This is a genomic window from Stenotrophomonas sp. TWI602 (assembly GCF_039674045.1).
Classification (GTDB): domain Bacteria; phylum Pseudomonadota; class Gammaproteobacteria; order Xanthomonadales; family Xanthomonadaceae; genus Stenotrophomonas.
This window is the reverse complement of sequence record NZ_JBDJMT010000016.1, coordinates 40731-60558: the sequence shown is the minus strand read 5'-3', so window position 1 is coordinate 60558 and position 19828 is coordinate 40731. Positions and strand designations below refer to the sequence as shown.

Sequence of the window (19828 nt, the reverse complement as noted above, 5' to 3'; positions counted from 1 at the left end):
TTCCGGGCCTCGTTGATCGAAGGAACGCCATGTCAAACCCTCTCCATCCAGATGCCACCCGCGCTGCAGCGCATCCGCCAGCCGCCTCCGCCGAGGCCATGGACCCACCTGAGGCGATGGAAGCACGTGAGGCCGAACTGGACACCACGCAGGCCCGCGGCCCGTTCCGTGCCTTCCGGAAGGCCTACCGCAAAGCGCGTGACTGGCATTGCTCCCGCGGGCGCGCCGCGGTGGTCGCGCTGCGCTTTGCCCTGACCGGCGACAGCGGCCGCTTCCGCAGTCACGGCGGCTGGATGGTCTCGCGCATCTACAAGCCACGGTGAGCTGCGGCGGGTTGACCGGCGGGAACGGCCAGGTCAGTCGCTTTCGCCGAGCCGGCCTTCGGCCAGCGGCACCCGCGAGCCATCCAGCAGGCCGCGGCTGAGCGCGCCGTTCTCGATGAACAGCAGCTCGCCGTTTTCACCGTTCTTGATGCTGCTGTCGATGGCGATGATGCGGTCGCCATGGAAGCTGCTGACATGCGGCATCGAGGTGTGGCCGACCACGATGCGGGCGAGGTCGAGCTGTTTGAGCAGCGTCTCGACCTGGGCGGTATCCATGCGTCCATCGAAGTAGCCGCGGTACCAGATCGGGCTGGTCTTGCCATCGAACAGGCGGGCAGTGTCCGGTGCGGCCTTGACCTGCTCCTTGGGCAGCCCGACTGCGGCCTGGTAGCCGGCGTTGGTGGTCGCCATGTTGCGCACCAGGTCCAGGTTCTCCGGTGCGATGCCGCCGTGCAGGAACAGGGTGTCCCCGACGCGCAGCAGCACCGGACGGGTGCGCAGCCACTGGCCGATCGTCGAATCCGGACCGTACAGCGCGGGGTAGGAACGGCCGAGCAGCTGCGCGGTCTTGAGGTACTTCGGGTTGACGTAGCGCAGGTCGTTGTAGAGGACCATCGTCTCGTGGTTGCCGAGCACGAAGTGCACCGCACCGCCGGCTGCCGCGGCCTGTTGCTGCAGGCTGTACAGCAGCCAGAATGCTTCGGTGACCTGCGGACCGCGGTCGAACACATCGCCCGCCACCACCAGCGTGGCGTCGCCCAGCGACCAGCGGTCTTCGCTGTCGATCACGTGGTGGGCGCGCAGCAGCGTCACGAGCAGGCCGTACTGGCCGTGGATGTCCGACAGCGCGACGATCCGCGGCGTGGCAGGGAACCGGCCGATCTCCGCCGTGCGTGGCGGCAGCACGGTCAGCGGGTGCGGATAGCCGCACTCGGGGGCGACCACGGTGGCCTCGCCGCGTGCCGGCAGCTCGCGGCGGATCACGTGGTCCTTGCACACCCAGGCCGCTTCCAGCCCCTTGGCGGTACGGAACACGTACGGTCCATCGGCATCCACATGCTCGGCCGGCGTCGCCACCTCGCGTGCCGTGGCCAGCAGCGGTGTCATCAGCAGCGCTGACTGGAGCAGCAGCAGGGCAGGGCGGGTCAGGGCGCGGCGGATCGACATCGGGGGATTCCTGTGGCGGACGGCAATGCCGCGATGCTACGCCGCCCGGTGCGCGCGGGGCATGCGCCATTGGTCAGCCATGCGTGCCGCAACGGGCGGATGGGCCGGTGCTGCCGTCGGCCACACAGGGTCACCCGCGCTGCAGCGCCTTTCGCCCGGGCGCATCGGGCAGGTCATCGCTGGCCAGCACCACCCGGTCGCGGCCCCGCTTCTTGGCCTGGTACATCGCCGCATCGGCGCGCGCCATCAGCCGTTCGTAGTCGGGATGGCCATCATGCGCGGCCACCCCGATGCTGGTGGTCAGCGACAGGCTCTGGCCACTGCCCAGTTGCACCGGGCTCTGCGCGATGTGCTTGCGCAGGTTCTCGGCGATCACCTCGGCCTGGGCGGCGGTGGCGGCCACCAGCACCACCACGAATTCCTCACCGCCATAACGGAACAGGTAGTCGCTGCCGCGGGTGAGCTGGCCGAGCAGGGCGGCCACGTGCTGCAGGGCGCGGTCGCCGCCGTCATGGCCGTGCGCATCGTTGATCGCCTTGAAATGGTCCAGATCCAGCAGCAACACCGAGAACGGCGTCTGCGTGGAATTGGCCAGTTCGATTTCCCGGCGCAGCACGGTCGGCAGGAAGCGACGGTTGAGCAGGTTGGTCAGTGCATCGCTGCCGGCATCGAGCTCGCCGATCCGTTCGAACAACATGCCCATCAGTGTGCGGATCTGCGCCAGCCGCTCGCGGATGCCCTGCAATGCCCCGAAGCGCGCCGCGAAATCGGCATGCGCCAGCGCTTCCTGCAACTGCGTATCGACCGCGGCGACCAGTGCACCGACCTGGCCGGTCTCGCTGCTTTCGCCGAAACTCGGGATGCCCTTGTGGGTGAACCACAGGCCGAACTCCGATTGCGCCAGCCCGGTGAGCTCGGCCTCGGCATTCTGGCTCGCCATCGCATAGAGCAGCGCGTTTTCCCAATCCAGCAGCAGGGCGCGTTGGCGTTCGCGCTCGGTGCTGACGTTCTGCACCAGCGAGAACAGGCGATACGCCGCATCGGTGCGCGAAGAGCGCTCGCGTGCATGCGTGTAGGCCAGCGTCATGCCTTCCAGGGCGATATCCATCGAAGCGCTGAGGCAGTGGATCGCCGCAAACGCCGTCGTGCTTTCGTCGGCCTGCGCGATGATGCGGTCGAACAGGCGGTGCTTGAGCACGCGCGCGCCGCGCGCCACCAGATCCACCGGAATCCCCACGCGCGCATGCACGTCGCCAATCACGCGCTGCGCGGCGACCAGCGCGTTGATGCTGTCCGGCGTGGCGGTGAGGATCTGCTGCAGCCACCGCTGCATCGCCGGTTTCAGGCGCAGCCGCACCTGGTCGTGCGAGAGGAACCGGCTCGCGCGCGGGTCTTCGAGCAGCACATCGTAGAAGTGGTGGGCCAGCCCGGGCGGGCTCTCGGCCGACAGGCTCGCCAGCAGTGTCGCCGCCGCGGCCGGCGTCTGCGCCAGTGTCTGTGCCCAGGCCAGCGCCAGCGGTTGGCTGGCCTCATCAAGATTTGGAACGTTATGCACGATTGTCTTCCCGCCACACAGGCCGTCGAGAGGTAGCGGCCGGACGCTGTTGTTATTGAATGGCAAACTGAACGCTACGGTAAGTGTAATAGTCTCCGCGCGAGGCGCTGCTTAACCTGCCGGCATTGTCCAGGAGAGCTTTCATGGGTCACGACCACGACCATCTGCCCAGCGAGATCCGCCACGAAAAACCGCTGTGGTGGGCGCTGGGGCTGACCACCACCTTCCTGCTGGTGGAGGTGGCCGGCGCGTTCTGGACCAACAGCCTGGCACTGTTGTCCGATGCGGCGCACATGGCCACCGATACCCTCGCGCTGATGATCGCACTGGTTGCGGTCCGGCTCAGCCGGCGCCCGCCCGATGCCAAGCGCACCTACGGCTACGCGCGGCTGGAGGCCCTCGGCGCGATGATCAACGGCGGCATGCTGTTCGTGGTCGCCGGTTACATTCTCTGGGAAGCGGTGCAGCGCTTCCGCGCGCCGCAGGAGATCGCCTCCACCGGCATGCTGGTGATCGCGGTGTTCGGACTGGTGATCAATCTCATCTCGATGCGGCTGCTGCGCGCCGGCAGCGGCGAGAGCCTGAACGTCAAAGGCGCGTACCTGGAAGTCTGGGCGGACATGCTCGGCTCGGTCGCGGTGATCCTCGGCGCGTTGCTGATCCGCTGGACGGGCTGGAAGCCGATCGATCCGATCCTGGCCGTGCTGATCGGCCTGTGGGTGCTGCCGCGCACCTGGGTGTTGATGCGCGAGGCGATCAACGTGCTGCTGGAGGGCGTGCCCAAGGGCATGGATGTCGCGGCGGTACGCGGCACCCTGTGCGCACACGATGGCGTGGTGGACGTACATGACCTGCACGTATGGGCGCTGGCTTCCAGCACCCCCGCACTGACCGCGCACGTGGTGATGGGCACCGGCGTGGATGCGGACCGCCTGCGTCGCGAACTGGGCACCCGGTTGCACGAGCAGTACGGCATCGACCATGTGACCCTGCAGATCGAGGCCGACCACTGCGGCGATCCCTGCAGCGTCGGCAGCCCCCGCGACCGGCACGCCGATGACCATGCCGGGCACGACCACGCCGCTCACGCGCACGGCAGCCACGACAGCCGCCGCCCTGCACCGGACGCGCAGGGCCACCACGGGCATCCGCATCCCTGAGGGTCAGGGGCGGGCCGCGGCGGACGGGCAGGGCAGGGTTGCCGCTACAATGCGGGTCTGCCTTGCCATCTGTCGGAGATACTGCAGTGACCCGGAAACTCGTACTGTTGCGCCACGGCCAGAGCCAGTGGAACCTGGACAACCGCTTCACCGGCTGGGTGGACGTGGAACTGACCGAACAGGGCCGCCGCGAGGCCGCTGCCGCCGGCCGCCTGATGCGTGAAGAAGGGCTGCAGTTCGATGTCGCGCACACCTCGGTGCTCAAGCGCGCCATCCACACCCTGCAGGGTGCCCTGGCCGAACTGGACCAGGACTGGCTGCCGGTCAGCAAGAGCTGGCGCTTGAACGAGCGTCATTACGGCGGCCTGCAGGGCCTGGACAAAGCCGAGACCGCCGCCAAGCACGGCGAGGACCAGGTCAAGATCTGGCGCCGTTCCTACGACATCCCGCCGCCGGCGATGGACATCGAGGACCCGGGCCACCCGATCCACGACCGTCGTTATGCCGGCCTGGACCGCAACGCGCTGCCGGGCACCGAATCGCTGGCCACCACGCTGGACCGCGTGCTGCCGTACTGGTTCGATGCGATCGCCCCCCAGCTCAAGGACGGCAAGACCGTACTGGTCACCGCCCACGGCAACTCGCTGCGCGCGCTGTACAAGTACCTCAACAACGTCTCGCAGGACGCCATCCTGGAGCTCAACATCCCGACCGGCATCCCGTTGCTGTTCGAGCTCAACGACGACCTGACCGTGCAGTCGTTCCGCTACCTGGGTGACCCGGAAGCGGCACGCAAGGCCGCTGAGGCCGTGGCCAACCAGGGCAAGGCGAAATAACAACGAAAGGCCGGCGCAAGCCGGCCTTTTCTTTACCCCCGCGGGTAGAGCCACCCCATGGGTGGCTGCACGCAATGCACGGTTCACGCAGCCACCCATGGGGTGGCTCTACCGCTGCGCGATGGTGTGACCTTTGGCCGGTCCGCCCCGGCGCCTCCCGCGCTACGCTGCCCGATTGCCCGTGATCCGGGTGATGCATCCATCTGTAGCCGGAGAGTCGAATGAAGTTTTCCAAGCTGGTCCCGCTGGGCCTGACCGCCGCCATCGCCGTGTCGCTGGCCTCCTGCGGCAAGACCGATACCGCGCCTGCCGCCACCGCCGATGCCAAGCCGGCGTTTGATCAGTCGCAGATCAAGACCGCGCTGATCTCGCTCAACACGGCCGATCTGGACACCGCCATCGCCGCCTGTACCGACCTCAACGGGTTCGTGAACAGCAAGTGGCTCAAGGCCAACCCGGTCCCGAACGACCAGACCACCTGGGGCAGCTTCGAAATCCTGCGCGAGCGCTCGCTGGAAGTGCAGCACGCGCTGGTCCAGCAGGCTGCCGCCAGCCAGGCCAAGGCCGGCACGGTGGAAGCCAAGATCGGTGACATCTGGAAGACCGGTTCGGACGAAGCCAAGATCGAGGCCGCCGGCATCACCCCGCTGCAGCCGCAGCTGGACAAGATCGCCGCGCTGAACGATACCGCCGCCATTACCCAGTACCTGCGCGACAGCCAGGCGGTGGGCCAGGGCGTGCTGTTCTCGCTGTTCGCCAATGCCGATTACAAGGATTCGGCCAACGTCATCGCCTATGTCGGCCAGGGCGGCCTCGGCCTGCCGGAGAAGGGCTACTACTTCGACGATTCGCAGGCCAAGATCCGCGACGCCTACGTCGCCTACATCGCGCAGGTGCTGACCCTCTCCGGCGTGGACGCCGAGCAGGCCAAGACCCAGGCCAAGGCCGTGATGGACTTCGAAACGCGTCTGGCCAAGGCCTCGATGTCGCGCATCGAAATGCGTGACCCGGCCAAGCGTTACAACCCGGTCAGCGCGGCTGACGCGGACAAGCTGACCCCGAACTTCAGCTGGACCGCATTGTTCGAGACCCTGAAGGTGCCGGCCGCGCAGAAGTTCTCGATGGCCCAGCCGGGCTTCTTCGGCGAAGTGGACAAGATGCTGGCCGACGTGCCGGCCGCCACCTGGCAGGCCTACCTGCGCTTCCACACCATCGATGACGCCTCGCCGTACCTGAGCAGCGCCTTCGAAAAGGCCAACTTCGATTTCTACAGCACCACGCTGCGTGGTCAGAAGGAAATGCAGCCGCGCTGGAAGCGCGTGCTGGAGTCGGTCAACGGCGCCATCGGCGAAGGCCTGGGCCAGATGTATGTCGATGCCGTGTTCCCGGCCGACTCCAAGGTGCAGATGCAGCACCTGGTGGAGAACCTCTCGGTGGCGCTGAAGGCGCGCCTGGAGAAGCTGGAGTGGATGAGCGAAGACACCCGCAAGAAGGCACTGGAAAAGTGGGCCAGCTTCACCCCGAAGATCGGCTACCCGGACAAGTGGCGTGACTGGTCGGGCCTGGAAACCAACGGTGACAGCTACCTGGGCAACATGCAGGCCGCGCGCACGTTCAACTACCGCTTCATGCTCAACAAGATCGGCAAGCCGGTCGACAAGACCGAATGGGGCATGACCCCGCAGACCGTCAACGCCTACTACAACGCCACCAAGAACGAGATCGTGTTCCCGGCGGCGATCCTGCAGGCGCCGTTCTTCGACGCCAAGGCCGATCCGGCGCTGAACTACGGCGGTATCGGTGCGGTCATCGGCCACGAGATGATGCACGGCTACGACGACTCGGGCAGCCAGTTCGCCGCCAACGGCAACTTCGACAACTGGTGGACCGACAGCGACCGTGCCGCCTTCACCCAGCGTACCGACCAGCTGGTCGCGCAGTTCGACGGCTATGAGTCGCTGCCGGGCGTGAACGTGAAGGGCAAGCTGACCCTGGGCGAGAACATCGGCGACCTGGGTGGCCTGACCGTGGCGTACGACGCGCTGCAGATGGCGTTGAAGGAAGACCCGAAGGCCAACGTAGCGGTCGACGGCCACACGCAGGACCAGCGCTTCTTCATGAACTGGGCCACCGTGTGGCGCCGCAACTTCAATGAGGGCGAGCTGCGCGTGCGTCTGAACACCGACCCGCACGCCCCGGCGAATTTCCGTGCCAACGGCGCGCCGTCGAACATGCCGGCGTACGCGCAGGCGTTCGAGTGCAAGGCCGGCGATGCAATGGTGCGGGCCGACGACAAGCGCGTTGTGATCTGGTGATCGCACGCGGTTGAGTGAGACATGAAAAACCCGGCGAAAGCCGGGTTTTTCTTTTCCAGCACGCTCGCGGCAAACCCAGGCCGAGACTAGGTAGTGGCGGCCATCATCCGGGTGAACAGGCCGAACACCTCCGGGTCGACCAGCCCCCCCTGCTGCTCGGCGAGGATGCCCATCGCCTTGGCATGCGGCATCGGGCCGCGGTACGGGCGGGTGGTGGTCATGGCGTCGTAGCCATCGACGATGGTCAGCACGCGTGCGCCCAGGGGAATGTCGCTGCCTTTCAGGCCATCCGGGTAACCACTGCCATCGAACGCCTCGTGATGGCTGCGGATCAACCGCGCCACCTCGGCGGCGTCACTGCGCCCGGTGGTGGCGAAGATGCGCTCACCACGTTCGGGGTGGGTGCGCATGATCGCGCGCTGTGCGTCATCCAGGCGCGCGGGATACAGCAGCACGTTGTCCGGAATGCCGATCTTGCCGATGTCATGGAAGCGGGCGGCCAGTGCCAGATGCGCACGCTGCGTGTCGTCCAGATCGCACAGGCGGCCCAGCTGATCGCCGAGCAGGCCGACCCGGTCGCAGTGGAAACGGGTGTACTGGTCGCGCATCTGCAACGACATCGATAGCGCGTCGATGGAGCAGACCTGCGAAGGGGCGTCGTCGAACATGGGGGCGGTCACGTGGGGTCGGATGGCCGGCCGTCAGTGCCGGGGTCGGGCAGGCCGCCACGTGGCGCCTGCCCAGTGAACGATAGCGCCTGGCGACCGACGCCAGGCGTGAAATCAGCGCGGGGAGAGGGTCAGCAACAGGGCCTTGGCGGCGCTGAAGCGGTCTTCCGGCAGCGGCAACGGGTGCTTGATGCGCAGCTTGTCCGGCCCGTCCATCGTGTACAGCTTGGGCTGCTTCTGGATCAGCTGGATCACCGCCATCGGGTCGATCTCCGGCTTGGGATTGAACACGATGCGGCCGCCGTTCTCGCCCAGTTCCAGCTTGCGGATGCCCAGCACGTTGGCCTGCAGCTTGAGTTCGGCGATCGCGAACAGATGCTTGGCCGGGTCCGGCAGCAGGCCGAAGCGGTCGATCATCTCCACCTGCAGTTCGCGCAGCTCAGCACTGTCACGCGCTGAGCTGATGCGCTTGTACAGGGTCAGGCGGGTATGCACGTCGGGTAGGTAGTCATCCGGGATCAAGGCCGGCACATGCAGTTCGACCTCGGCACCGCGCGCTTCTTCGCCCGCATCCAGGTCCGGCAGCTTGCCCAGGCGGATGCTGCGCACCGCGCGTTCCAGCAGCTCGGTGTACAGGCTGAAGCCGACCTCGGCCATCTGGCCGCTCTGGTCCTCGCCGAGCAGCTCGCCGGCACCGCGGATTTCCAGATCGTGGGTGGCCAGGGTGAAGCCGGCACCAAGTTCGTCCATCGAGGCGATCGCCTCCAGACGCTTCTCGGCATCGGGCGTCATCGCGCGCTTGTCCGGCACCACCAGGTAGGCGTACGCCCGGTGGTGCGAGCGACCCACGCGGCCACGCAGCTGGTGCAGCTGGGCCAGGCCGAAGCGGTCGGCGCGGTTGATGATGATGGTATTGGCGTTGGGAATGTCGATGCCCGATTCGATGATCGTGGTCGACAGCAGCACGTTGAAGCGCTGCTTCTGGAAGTCCAGCATCACCCGCTCCAGCTCGCGCTCGGGCATCTGCCCATGGGCGATGCCGATGCGTGCTTCGGGCACCAGCTCGGCCAGCTCGCGCTGCATGCGGCCGATGCTCTCCACGTCGTTGTGCAGGAAGTACAGCTGGCCACCACGGGCCAGTTCGCGCTGGAAGGCTTCGCGCAGCAGCGCGTTGTCCCAGGCGGTGATGAACGTCTTGACCGCCAGCCGGTTCGGCGGCGGGGTGGCGATGATCGACAGATCCCGCAGCCCGGCCATGGCCATGTTGAGCGTGCGGGGAATCGGCGTGGCGGTCAGCGTCAGCAGATGCACGTTGGCGCGCATCGCTTTGAGCGCTTCCTTCTGGCGCACACCGAAGCGCTGCTCTTCATCCACCACGACCAGACCGAGGTCCTTGAACTTCACGTCCGGCTGCAGCAGGCGATGGGTACCGATGATGACGTCGATGGTGCCGGCGGCGACCTTCTCCAGTTCGGCCTTGATCTCTTTGGTGGATTTGAAGCGCGACAGCACCTCCACCTTGAGCGGCCAATCGGCGAAGCGATCGCGGAAATTGCGGTAATGCTGTTCGGCCAGCAGGGTGGTCGGCACCAGCACGGCGACCTGCTTGCCGGCGCTGGCGGCGGCGAATGCGGCGCGCACGGCGACCTCGGTCTTGCCGAAGCCGACGTCGCCGCAGACCACGCGGTCCATCGGCTGGCTGCTGGCCAGATCGCGCAGCGTCGCGTCGATCGCGGCCAGCTGATCCGGTGTTTCCTCGAACGGGAAGCCGGCCGCGAACGGCTCGTACATCGCGCGGTCCACGTGCAGCGCCAGGCCGGCACGGGCACGCCGACGCGCCTGGATTTCCAGCAGTTCGGCGGCGACGTCGCGGACCTTTTCGGCGGCCTTGCGCTTGGCCTTGGTCCACTGCTCGCCACCGAGCGAATGCAGCGGCGCGGTTTCCGGCGAGGCACCGGAATAGCGGCTGATCAGGTGCAGCTGGGCGACCGGCACATACAGGCGGTCGCCCTTGGCGTACTCGATTTCCAGGAACTCGCCGGGCATGCCGCCGGCATCGAGCACGATCAGGCCCCGGTAGCGGCCGACACCGTGGTCTTCATGCACGATCGGGGAGCCTTCGCTGAGCTCGCCGAGGTCGCGGATGATCGCTTCGGGCTCGCGCCCGGCCCGGCGGCTGCGGCGCTGCTGGCCGGCGCGTTCGGGAAACAGCTGACGTTCGGTCAGCACCGCGATCGGCGGGCTTTCCAGCGCGAAACCGTCTTCCAGCGGCGCCACGGTGATGCCGAAGCGCACGCTGTCGTCGGCCAGGAAGCCGGGCAGATCGGCGACCACCGGCGGCTTCAGCTCGGCGGCGAGCAGCACTTCCAGCAGGGCTTCGCGGCGGCCGGCGGAATCGGCGGCGATCAACACCCGGCCCGGATAATGACCGATGAAGGATTTCAGTGCCTCGGCAGCCGGGGCATCGCGTGCGGCCACCGGCAGCGGCGGCAGGGGCTGGTCGCCCAGCGGCTGTGCATCGCCGATGCGGTCGTGATCCAGCGGCCAGACTTCGACGCGGGCCAGGCCGTTGAGCGTGGCGCGCAGTTGCTCGGGGCTGGCATACAGCTCTTCCGGCGCCAGCAGCGGGCGCTCGACATCGTGGCGGCGCTGCTCGTAGCGGTTCTGCGTCTGCGCCCAGAAGGCGGCCGCAGCATCGAACACGTTCGGCGCCAGCACCGGCAGCACGTTGGGCTGCAGGTAATCGAGCAAGGTTGCGGTCTTGTCGAAGAACAGCGGCAGGTAATACTCGATGCCGGCCGGCGCGATACCCGCCTTGAGATCCTGGTACAGCGCGCTGCGCCGGGTATCCACATCGAAGCGCTCGCGCAGCGTGTTGAGCACCCGCGAGACGCTGAGATCATCCAGCGGTACTTCACGGCCGGGCAGCATGTGCACCGCCTCGACCTTGTCCAGCGAGCGCTGCGACTCCGGATCGAAGGCGCGGATCGAATCGATGTCTTCATCGAGCAGTTCCACCCGCAGCGGCGCCTCGGCCCCCATCGGGTAGACATCGAGCAGGCCGCCACGCACGGCGAAATCACCCGGGTCCATCACCTGCGGCACGTTGCGGTAGCCGGCCGATTCCAGGCGGCGCTTTTCCGCGTCCAGATCCAGGCGCTGGCCGACCGTCAGGTCGAAGCTGCCGCCGATGACGTACTTGAGCGGTGCCAACTGCTGCAGCAGCGTCTGCACCGGCACCACCACGATGCCGCGCTTGAGCGCAGGCAGGGCGTGCAGCGCAGCCAGGCGCTGGGAAATGATGTCCGGGTGCGGACTGAAGGCGTCGTAGGGCAGGGTTTCCCAATCCGGGAAGGCCACGATCGGCACGTCGCCGGCAGTGCCGAGCAGGGTGTGCAGATCGGCTTCGATCTGGTTCGCGCCATGGTTGTCGCGCGCGACCACCAGCAACGGCCCGTCGTGCGACTGCGCCGCGCGGGCGATGTACCACGCCAGCGCCGTGGCCGAAGCGGGGGCGCGCCACCAGGCGCGGAGCTGTCCAGGACGTGGCAGCGGCGGAACGGGATAGGAGGTGCGTGACATGAACCGTCGATTTTAGCAGACCGCAGCGTGGCGGCCGTGTCATCCGGCGGCAGGCAAGCGTACGGCCGATCCACGTTACCGGTATTGCCGGCCGCTGGCCGGCTCCAGGCGATGCGTGATGTGCGGGCAGCCGGCCAGCGGCCGGCTCTGCCGATGAGGGCGCGGAAAGACGCCCCCGCGTCAGCTGTCGAGTTCCAGCACCATGCGCACCAGGCCCGGCGTACCGTTCGGGTGCGGGATCGGCTGGAAGCCCAGCGAGGCGGCCAGCTGCTTCATCGGCTCGTTCTCTTCGGCAACATCACCGTACAGACGATCCAGGTACTTGCCGCGCGCCCACTTGACCAGCTTGCGCATCAACTGCCTGCCCAGGCCCTGGCCGACCAGGAAGCGGCTGACCAGGATGGCGTACTCGGCCTCGCGGGTACCGGGGATGATCGAGGCACGCGCGACCGCACCCACCACGGCTTCACCGGCGGGCAGCGACTCGGCCGCGACCAGGGTGATTTCGCTCTTGGGATTGGGATGGGTCAGGCGCTGCGTCGTTTCCGGCGACAGTTCGGTTACCGACTGCAGGAAGCGGTCGCGGATCTCTTCGGGACCGAACAGACTGAAAGCGGCATGCAGCGGCGGGCCGTCTTCCGGCCGGATGGGGCGGATCAGCAGCTCGTGGCCACTGGGTGCCTTGAAAATCTCGTGCCAGGGCGGCATGCGGTTACGGGTAGCCATACCGGTGATTCCTTGGTGGTCTTCGGATTCTCGCATCCCGGGGGCAGCGTTCCGTGAACGGATCACTCACGCCGCGCCAGACGGGAGGCGCCGGCCAGGCCGGGGTTCCGGCCTGGATTCAGGGGGTCATTCGGCCTGCTTGAGCCACTGCAGGCGGGTCGAGGCGCCGGCCTCGCCCAGGTGCTGCTTGAGCGCCGGCATGGCCGGGGCCAGGACCTGGTCGAACTGCCACGGCGGGTTGAGCAGCAGCATGCCGCTGCCATTGAGCCGCAGCGGGGAGTCGTCCGGGCGGATCAGCAGCTCGGCGGTCAGCACCGATTTCACCGGCAGCGCACAGGCCTTGCGCAGGAAATGCAGGATGGTCCGGCGCTGCTTGATCGGGAACCAGATCGCAAAGCTGGCCTGCGGCCAACGGCCCAGGATCTCGGTCACCGAGGCCAGGATGGCCTGGTACTCGGCGTCCTGCCCCTCGTAGGGCGGGTCGATCAGGACCAGCCCCCGGCCGATCTTCACGCCGTTGGCCTTGGGCGGCAGCAGCTTCTTGTTCTGGGCATAGCCATCGGCGTGATACACGGCCACCCGGCTGTCATGGGCGAACAGTGCCTTCAGCGCGGTGGCTTCGGCATCCTGCACTTCACAGACGGCCATGCGGTCCTGCTCGCGCAGGGTCTGGGCGGTCAGCAGGGGCGAGCCGGGATAGCTGATCATCGCCCCGACCGGGTTGTCGGCCTGGACTGCCTTGAGATAGCGCTCCACCACCGCGGGCAGCTGCGGCTGGGCCATCAGGCGCATCACGCCGTCTTCGGCCTCCAGCGTCTTGCGGCTTTCCTCGCTGGCCAGCAGGTAGCGGCCTGCGCCGCCGTGGGTGTCCAGCACGAAGAACGGGCTGTCCTTGCGCTTGAAAGTGTCGAGCAGGGCAAGCTGCACGATGTGCTTGAGCACATCGGCATGGTTGCCGGCATGGAAGGCGTGGCGGTAATTCATCGGCGCAGTGTACGGGGCGGCGGGCCCAGCGGCTATGCTGCGCGCATGAGCCACCCCCTGCACAACGTCCTGGTGGTCGAGGACGAAACCGCCATCGCCGATACCGTTCTGTATGCACTGCGCAGTGAAGGCTACGGCGCCCAGCATTGCCTGCTCGGCGGGGAGGCGCTGGCCCGGCTGCGCCAGCACGGCTTCGATGTGGTGGTGCTGGATGTCGGCCTGCCGGACATGAGCGGTTTCGAGGTCTGCCGCACGTTGCGCACCTTCAGCGAGGTGCCGGTGATCTTCCTGACCGCCCGCAATGACGAGTTCGACCGGGTGCTCGGCCTGGAGCTGGGGGCGGATGACTATATGGCCAAGCCCTTCTCCCCGCGCGAGCTGGTGGCGCGGGTGCGCGCGCGCCTGCGCCGGTCCGCGGCCCCGGCCGACACCACCGGCTGGCAGCAGCTTGGGCGCTTCTCGATCGACCGCGAGGGCAGCCGGATCCGCTTTGGTGACCAGCCGCTGGACCTGACCCGCTACGAATACGCGCTGATGGCGGCCCTGCTGCAGCGCCCCGGCGCGATCCTCAGCCGCGCCCAGCTGATGGACCGCGGCTGGGACAGCGACGCCGACAGCGCCGACCGCACCGTCGATACCCACGTCAAAACCCTGCGTGCCAAGCTGCGTGCCGCCGGTGCCGAGACCGACCCGATCCGCACCCACCGTGGCCTGGGCTACGCACTGGAGGTGTAGGCATGCGGCTGGGCCTGAAACTGTTCCTGGGCTTCTTCCTGATCGTGGGTATCGCCGCGTTCTTCGTGATGCGTATTTTCGTCAACGAAGTGAAGCCTGGCGTGCGCCAGGCGATGGAGTCCACGTTGGTCGATGCAGCCAACGTGCTGGCTGAAATGGCCGCCGCCGATCTCAAGGCCGGGCACATCCGCGACGGCCGCTTTGTCGCCGATCTGGCGCGTGCGCAGCGGCGTGACCCGAAGGCGATGGTGTGGCGTTTTCCCAAGCGCACGCTGGATTACCAGGTCACCATCACCGATGCCAAGGGCATCGTGGTGTACGACTCGACCGGGCGCGATGTGGGGCGCGACAACTCGCGCTGGAACGATGTCTATCGCACCCTGCGTGGCGAATACGGCGCGCGTTCCAGCCCGGAAACCCCGGGCGACGATACCCACTCGGTGATGCACGTGGCCGCGCCGATCTTCGATCCGGCCGATGGGCGCCGCTTGATCGGTGTGCTCAGCCTGGCCCAACCCAACCGCAGCATCGATCCGTTCATCGCCGCCAGCCAGCGCGCCATCATGAAGCGCGGTGCCTGGCTGATCGGTCTCTCGGCGCTGATCGGCCTGCTGATGACCGCGTGGCTGATGCACGGCGTGAGCCGGCTCAATCGCTACGCCAAGGCGGTCAGCGCCGGTGAGCCGGTGCCGCCGCCGAAGCCGCGCCGCGATGAGATCGGCGATCTGGGCCAGGCGCTGGAAACCATGCGTCGCAAGCTGGAAGGCAAGGCCTACGTCGAGCAGTACGTTCAATCGCTGACGCATGAAATGAAGAGCCCGCTGGCCGCGATCCGCGGTGCCGCCGAACTGTTGCAGGAGCCGTTGCCGGATGCCGACCGTGCGCATTTTGCACGCAGCATTGAAGGCCAGGCGCAGCGGCTCACCGAAACCATCGACAAGCTGCTGGCGTTGGCCGAGGTGGAACAGTACGGCTGGCTGCACAAGCACGAGCGGCTTGCCTTGGCACCCTTGCTGCAGGCCGCGACCGATGCGGTGGCGGTGCGTGCGCAGGCGGCGGGCGTAGCACTCCATGTGGAGGTGCTGGCCGAGAGCGTGCAGGGCGACGGCTATCTGCTGCGCCAGGCGCTCAACAATCTGCTGGAGAATGCCGTGGCGTTCTCACCCGCCGGCAGCAGCATCACGCTCGGTGCGCGTGCAGAAGGCGAGGGCATCGCGCTGACCGTGGCCGACTGCGGCAGTGGCGTGCCCGAGTACGCGCTCGACCGCGTGTTCGAGCGCTTCTATTCCCTGGCGCGCCCGGGCACCGGCCAGCGCAGCTCCGGCCTCGGCCTGTCGTTCGTGCAGGAAGTGGCCCGCCTGCATGGCGGCCGTGTCAGCCTGCGCAACCGCGATGACGGCGGCGCGCAGGCGGTGTTGTGGCTGCCGTCGCGGCTGCCTTCGGTCCCGCCGCGGCGCTGACCGCCGCTGCACTTCACACAGACTTCAAACTCGGCACAAACCCCGCACACCGGCGCGCGGGAAGCTGGCCCCCTCCCAACCGAGGACGGGTCATGAAATCCCTGAAGATGCTGTTGCGGTTCGCCATTGTCGGCGGGCTGATCCTGTTGCTGCTGATTCCGCTGAGCCTGATCAAGGGGGTGATCCGCGAGCGTGAGGCCTACCGCGACGAGGCGTACCAACGCGTCGCGCAGAGCCGCGCCGGCGCGCAGATTCTGACCGGACCGATCCGGGTGGTGCCGTGGACCGAAACCCGCGAAGTCGAGGTCGTGGATGCGGCCGGCACCAAAAAGAAGGAAAAGCAGGTCGAGCAGGGCCAGTGGCTGCAGATGCCGGCCACGCTCACGGTGGACGGCGTGATGCAGCCGGACGAGCGCCGCGTCGGCCTGTTCCGCGTCCCGGTCTATAGCTGGAAGGCCACGATCAGCGCCGCGTTCGCCGATGACGACTACCCGGTGAAAGCCGGCCGCGTGTATGGCACGCCCTTCCTGACCGTGGGCATCGCCGATGTGCGTGGCCTGGTCGGTTCGCCGAACCTGCGCGTGGATGGCAACGCCGTGACGCTGTTGCCCGATGCCGGCGGCGTCAGTGGCATCGGCACGGGCCTGCATGTCGGCTTGCCGGGCCTGGCGGATGAACGGGGTGGCGTGCTCAAGGGCAGCAAGGTCGAGCTGGAGCTGGTGCTGGATGGCACCCGGTCGCTGTCGGTGGTGCCGGTGGGCGATGACAGCCGCATCGCGCTGCGCTCGCCCTGGCCGCACCCGCTGTTCGGTGGCAGCTTCCTGCCCAACGAGCGCAAGGTCGACGCGCAGGGCTTCGACGCCCAGTGGGCGGTGTCCTCGCTGGCCTCGCGTGCCCAGCACCAACTGCGCAACCGCCCGGACATCGACGCCGAGGCGGTAAGCGTGGAGCTGGTCAATCCGGTCGATGTCTATACCCAGGCCGACCGCGCCAGCAAGTACGGCATCCTCTTCATCCTGCTCACCTTCGTCGGCTTCATCCTGTTCGAGCTGATCAAGCAGCTGCGCATCCACCCGCTGCAGTACCTGATGGTCGGCCTGGCGCTGGCGATCTTCTTCCTGCTGCTGCTCAGCCTCTCCGAGCACATCGCGTTCTGGCAGGCCTATGCACTCTCGGCGCTCGCCTGTATCGGCATCCAGACCGTGTATCTGTCCGGCGTATTGAAGAGCTGGAAACGCGGCCTGGGCTTCGCGCTGATGCTCAGTGCCCTGTATGGCGCGCTGTACGGGCTGCTGATCTCGGAGAACAACGCGCTGCTGATGGGCTCGCTGCTGCTGTTCGGCGTGCTGGCCGCGGTGATGTGGGTGACCCGCCGGGTCGATTGGTACGAACTCGGCGCACGCCTGAGCTGAGGAACGGACATGAGCTTGCGCCGCTGTCTGCAGGAACGAGTGCGCCGGGCGCTGCCCGCCCGGCTGGAGGTGGCTTCGCTGCTGGAGGGCGAGGCCTCGGGATGGCCGTCACCGCTGAGGGCGCTGCCCGGTACGCCGGCAGCGCCGGGGCTGCTGCGTTTCGGCTTGGCCCCGGCTACCTGCGAGGCGATCACCGTGCAGGGGCTACGCTTTCTGGAACAGGCACGGCAGGCGCGCGGACGCCTGCCGCTGCCGCACTGGTGTGGCGACTATCGGCCGTGGCGTGAGGGTGCACAGGCGTTGCGTGAGGTGGGCATCCGCGGGTTGCCCGCGGACTGGCCGGTGCATGCGGCGGTCTACGCCAGCGCCTCGGAAGACCGCAGCCGCTGGTTGCTGGTACTGCCTGCCCGTGGCCAGCTCTGGTACGGCTGGATGGCGTGACCATGACTCTTGGCCCGGGGGCACCGGGACCACGCCCGATAGACTCGGGGATTGTTCGTGGTCTGGCCGAGAGGCGGGGGTAATCGTGTTCAAGTGGGGCATGTTGAGCGTGGCATTGGCATTGAGTGGCGTCGCCGATGCACAGACGAAGGAAACGGTGGACCTGGACATGGTCAGCCGCATCCGCCAGGAAGCCTTCCACCGGTCGCAGGTGATGGCGACCTTCAGCCATCTGACCGAGCAGATCGGCCCGCGCCTGACCAATTCGCCCGCGATGGGCGAGGCCAATACCTGGACCCGCAGCAAGTTCAACGAGTGGGGCCTGGTCAACGTCCATGACGAGGCTTTCGATGCGTTCGGCCGCGGCTGGGAGTTCAGCAACGCCAGCGTGGAACTGCTGAGCCCGCGCGTGGCGCCGCTGTATGCGCTGCCGAAGGCCTGGACCCCGGGCACCAACGGCCCGGTCGAGGGCGAGGTGATCAAGGTCGAGATCAAGAAGCTCGCCGATCTGGATCAGTACAAGGGCAAGATCGCCGGCAAGATCCTGCTGCTCAATGATGCACGCGACTACGAACGGGCCACCAAGTCCGATTCGCACCGCCACGATGACGCCGGCCTGGCCGAGCTGCAGGTGTTCGCGGTGCCCAAGGACGTCGCCGATGCCAAGGCCGACCGTGCCAAGAAGGCCAAGGAGTTCCTGGAGAAGCAGGAACTGACCCGTGCCACCAACGCCTTCTTCGCCGAGCAGGGCGTGCTGGCCACGATCAGCATCAGCGGCTGGGACAACGGCATCATCCGCGTCGGTGGCGGTGGCTCACGCAAGGCGGGCGAACCGGTCGGCGTGCCCGAGCTGGCGATGATGGCCGAGCACTACAACCAGCTGGTGCGGGCGGTCGACCAGAAGCAGGCGGTCAAGCTGCGCGTGAATGTCGAGGCCCGTTTCACCGATACGCAGGACCAGCCGGGCTACAACACGCTGGCCGAGATCCGCGGCAGCGGCAAGGCCGATGAGATCGTGATGCTCGGCGCGCACATGGATTCCTGGCACACCGGCACCGGTGCAGCCGACAACGCTGCCGGCGTGGCGGTGATGATGGAAGCCATGCGCATCCTCAAGGCGGTCGGCGCCAAGCCCAAGCGCACGATCCGCGTGGCGCTGTGGAGTGGCGAAGAGCAGGGCCTGATCGGCTCCCAGGATTACGTGTCCAAGCACTTCGCGCGCTACCCCGAGCCGACCGACCCGGCGCAGCTCAAGCTGCCGGCCTCGATGCGTGAACCCACCGGCGCCCTGCAGCGCCAGCGCGATTACGACAAGTTCTCGGCGTACTTCAACATGGACAACGGCTCGGGCCGCTTCCGCGGCATCTACGCGCAGGAGAACCTGGCCGCGGTGCCGATCTTCGAAGCGTGGCTGGCCCCGTTCCATGACGTGGGCGCGACCACCGTGGCCACCCGCAACACCGGCAGCACCGACCACATCGCGTTCGATCGCGTTGGCCTGCCCGGGTTCCAGTTCATTCAGGACCGCCTGGACTACTTCACCAACGTCCACCACAGCAACCTGGACACCTGGGACCACGCCGAGCCGGAGGACCTGAAGCAGGCCGCCGCCATCGTGGCCTCGTTCGTCTACAACGCGGCGATGCGCGATGAAAAGCTGCCGCGCAAGCCGTTGCTGACGCCCTGAGGAGCGGGTTACCGGGCCGGCGACGGCCCGGTGCGGGGCGTGGGATCGAGCGAGAAGACCAGGCGGGAGCCGTCTGGTGCGCCGTCTGTGGGCAGAATGCTGGTCACCATCGCCGCATTGACCGGCAACTGGCGGCCCGCGGCATCACGTGGCTCACCGAACAGTGCGGACGGATTTTCCAGCGTGCCGGTGATCTCGCCCAGGCAATGGGAGATGCTGCATTCCAAGCGGCTCAGTTTCGGTGCATCCGACTCTGTGCCCAAGCGTTGCTGCAGCGCGTGCTCATAGCTGCTGCGCACGTCCTGCGCATCCGCATCGGCAGCGTAGGCCCGGTCCAGCGCTGCCATGGTCTGCTCAAACGCGGCGGAATCATTGAGCAGTCCCCAGAGCCGATCCGAGCTCAGCGCCTCGTTCAAGCCCAGCGCCGCGTCCAGATGCCCGGTCGCCGGATGAGGTCGGGTGACCAGACCGTCCGGTTGCGCGCCGGTCGCTGCAGTAGTCACGGCCGGCGGAGCTGGCCGGAGGGGCGAAGCCTGGGCCACCTGGGCCACCTGGGCCGATGGACGTGCCTGGTGCTGCGCGGGCAGCTCGTTACCGCCCGTGCCGGGTGCCGAACAGCCGCTCAGCGCGGCGAGCACCACTACGGCGGTGATCGCGCCAGCCAGCGGGCGAGGCGGTCCGGGAGGGGCAAAGCGCGACGCTATCATGGCATGCCTGAGGAAAGCGGGGATTCCGTCATCAGACCACGCTCGCACGCAGCAGACAGTAGGGATTCTC

The 19828-nt window shown here is 67.4% G+C and carries 16 protein-coding genes; 9 read left to right on the top strand and 7 right to left on the bottom strand.

The window, feature by feature from the left end:
- Nucleotides 1–29: 29 nt before the first annotated feature.
- Nucleotides 30–323 carry a hypothetical protein gene (locus ABE483_RS14280; RefSeq protein WP_346464387.1) on the top strand — a complete coding sequence of 98 codons (294 nt, stop codon included), beginning with the start codon at nucleotides 30–32 and terminating at the stop codon, nucleotides 321–323.
- 33 nt (nucleotides 324–356) lie between these two features.
- On the opposite strand, the gene ABE483_RS14275 is transcribed toward ABE483_RS14280, so the two are convergent.
- Nucleotides 357–1490 carry a metallophosphoesterase gene (locus tag ABE483_RS14275; RefSeq protein ID WP_346464389.1) on the bottom strand — a complete coding sequence of 378 codons (1134 nt, stop codon included), beginning with the start codon at nucleotides 1488–1490 and terminating at the stop codon, nucleotides 357–359.
- Between the two features lie 130 nt (nucleotides 1491–1620).
- Nucleotides 1621–3045, bottom strand: a complete 1425-nt coding sequence (locus ABE483_RS14270; RefSeq protein ID WP_313217666.1) for a diguanylate cyclase — start codon at nucleotides 3043–3045, stop codon at nucleotides 1621–1623.
- Nucleotides 3046–3188: 143 nt separating this feature from the next.
- Here ABE483_RS14270 and ABE483_RS14265 point away from each other — a divergent pair, with 143 nt between their 5' ends.
- From ABE483_RS14265 to ABE483_RS14255, 3 genes are all read left to right on the top strand, one after another.
- Nucleotides 3189–4205: a cation diffusion facilitator family transporter gene (locus tag ABE483_RS14265; protein WP_346481904.1), complete on the top strand. Its 1017-nt coding sequence runs from the start codon at nucleotides 3189–3191 to the stop codon at nucleotides 4203–4205.
- A gap of 86 nt (nucleotides 4206–4291) precedes the next feature.
- On the top strand, nucleotides 4292–5041 hold the full coding sequence (gene gpmA, locus ABE483_RS14260; RefSeq protein WP_346481903.1) for a 2,3-diphosphoglycerate-dependent phosphoglycerate mutase: 750 nt from the start codon (nucleotides 4292–4294) through the stop codon (nucleotides 5039–5041).
- A gap of 221 nt (nucleotides 5042–5262) precedes the next feature.
- Nucleotides 5263–7356, top strand: a complete 2094-nt coding sequence (locus ABE483_RS14255; protein ID WP_313212864.1) for a M13 family metallopeptidase — start codon at nucleotides 5263–5265, stop codon at nucleotides 7354–7356.
- Nucleotides 7357–7442: 86 nt separating this feature from the next.
- Here ABE483_RS14255 and ABE483_RS14250 read toward each other — a convergent pair whose 3' ends face one another.
- The 4 genes from ABE483_RS14250 to rlmJ form a co-directional block, all read right to left on the bottom strand.
- On the bottom strand, nucleotides 7443–8024 hold the full coding sequence (locus ABE483_RS14250; protein WP_259260099.1) for an HD domain-containing phosphohydrolase: 582 nt from the start codon (nucleotides 8022–8024) through the stop codon (nucleotides 7443–7445).
- Between the two features lie 114 nt (nucleotides 8025–8138).
- Nucleotides 8139–11606: a transcription-repair coupling factor gene (mfd, locus tag ABE483_RS14245; RefSeq protein WP_313212860.1), complete on the bottom strand. Its 3468-nt coding sequence runs from the start codon at nucleotides 11604–11606 to the stop codon at nucleotides 8139–8141.
- Nucleotides 11607–11786: 180 nt separating this feature from the next.
- Complete coding sequence (locus ABE483_RS14240; protein ID WP_019184458.1) at nucleotides 11787–12332, bottom strand: GNAT family N-acetyltransferase; 546 nt, start codon at nucleotides 12330–12332, stop codon at nucleotides 11787–11789.
- Between the two features lie 126 nt (nucleotides 12333–12458).
- The gene (gene rlmJ, locus ABE483_RS14235; protein ID WP_282263631.1) at nucleotides 12459–13316 is read right to left on the bottom strand and encodes a 23S rRNA (adenine(2030)-N(6))-methyltransferase RlmJ; all 858 of its coding nucleotides are present in this window, start codon (nucleotides 13314–13316) and stop codon (nucleotides 12459–12461) included.
- Nucleotides 13317–13361: 45 nt separating this feature from the next.
- On the opposite strand from rlmJ, the gene creB reads away from it, so the two are divergent.
- From creB to ABE483_RS14210, 5 genes are all read left to right on the top strand, one after another.
- Nucleotides 13362–14051: a two-component system response regulator CreB gene (gene creB / locus ABE483_RS14230; RefSeq protein WP_346464395.1), complete on the top strand. Its 690-nt coding sequence runs from the start codon at nucleotides 13362–13364 to the stop codon at nucleotides 14049–14051.
- A gap of 2 nt (nucleotides 14052–14053) precedes the next feature.
- Nucleotides 14054–15511, top strand: a complete 1458-nt coding sequence (gene creC / locus ABE483_RS14225; protein WP_346481902.1) for a two-component system sensor histidine kinase CreC — start codon at nucleotides 14054–14056, stop codon at nucleotides 15509–15511.
- 92 nt (nucleotides 15512–15603) lie between these two features.
- Nucleotides 15604–16923, top strand: coding sequence for a cell envelope integrity protein CreD (gene creD / locus ABE483_RS14220; RefSeq protein WP_313217675.1), 1320 nt, complete (start codon nucleotides 15604–15606; stop codon nucleotides 16921–16923).
- A gap of 9 nt (nucleotides 16924–16932) precedes the next feature.
- The gene (locus ABE483_RS14215) at nucleotides 16933–17364 is read left to right on the top strand and encodes a hypothetical protein (protein ID WP_346481901.1); all 432 of its coding nucleotides are present in this window, start codon (nucleotides 16933–16935) and stop codon (nucleotides 17362–17364) included.
- Nucleotides 17365–17464: 100 nt separating this feature from the next.
- Nucleotides 17465–19051 (top strand): M20/M25/M40 family metallo-hydrolase, encoded by a 1587-nt coding sequence (locus ABE483_RS14210; RefSeq protein WP_346481910.1) that lies wholly within the window; start codon nucleotides 17465–17467, stop codon nucleotides 19049–19051.
- A gap of 8 nt (nucleotides 19052–19059) precedes the next feature.
- On the opposite strand, the gene ABE483_RS14205 is transcribed toward ABE483_RS14210, so the two are convergent.
- On the bottom strand, nucleotides 19060–19758 hold the full coding sequence (locus tag ABE483_RS14205; RefSeq protein WP_346481900.1) for a hypothetical protein: 699 nt from the start codon (nucleotides 19756–19758) through the stop codon (nucleotides 19060–19062).
- Nucleotides 19759–19828: the final 70 nt, after the last annotated feature.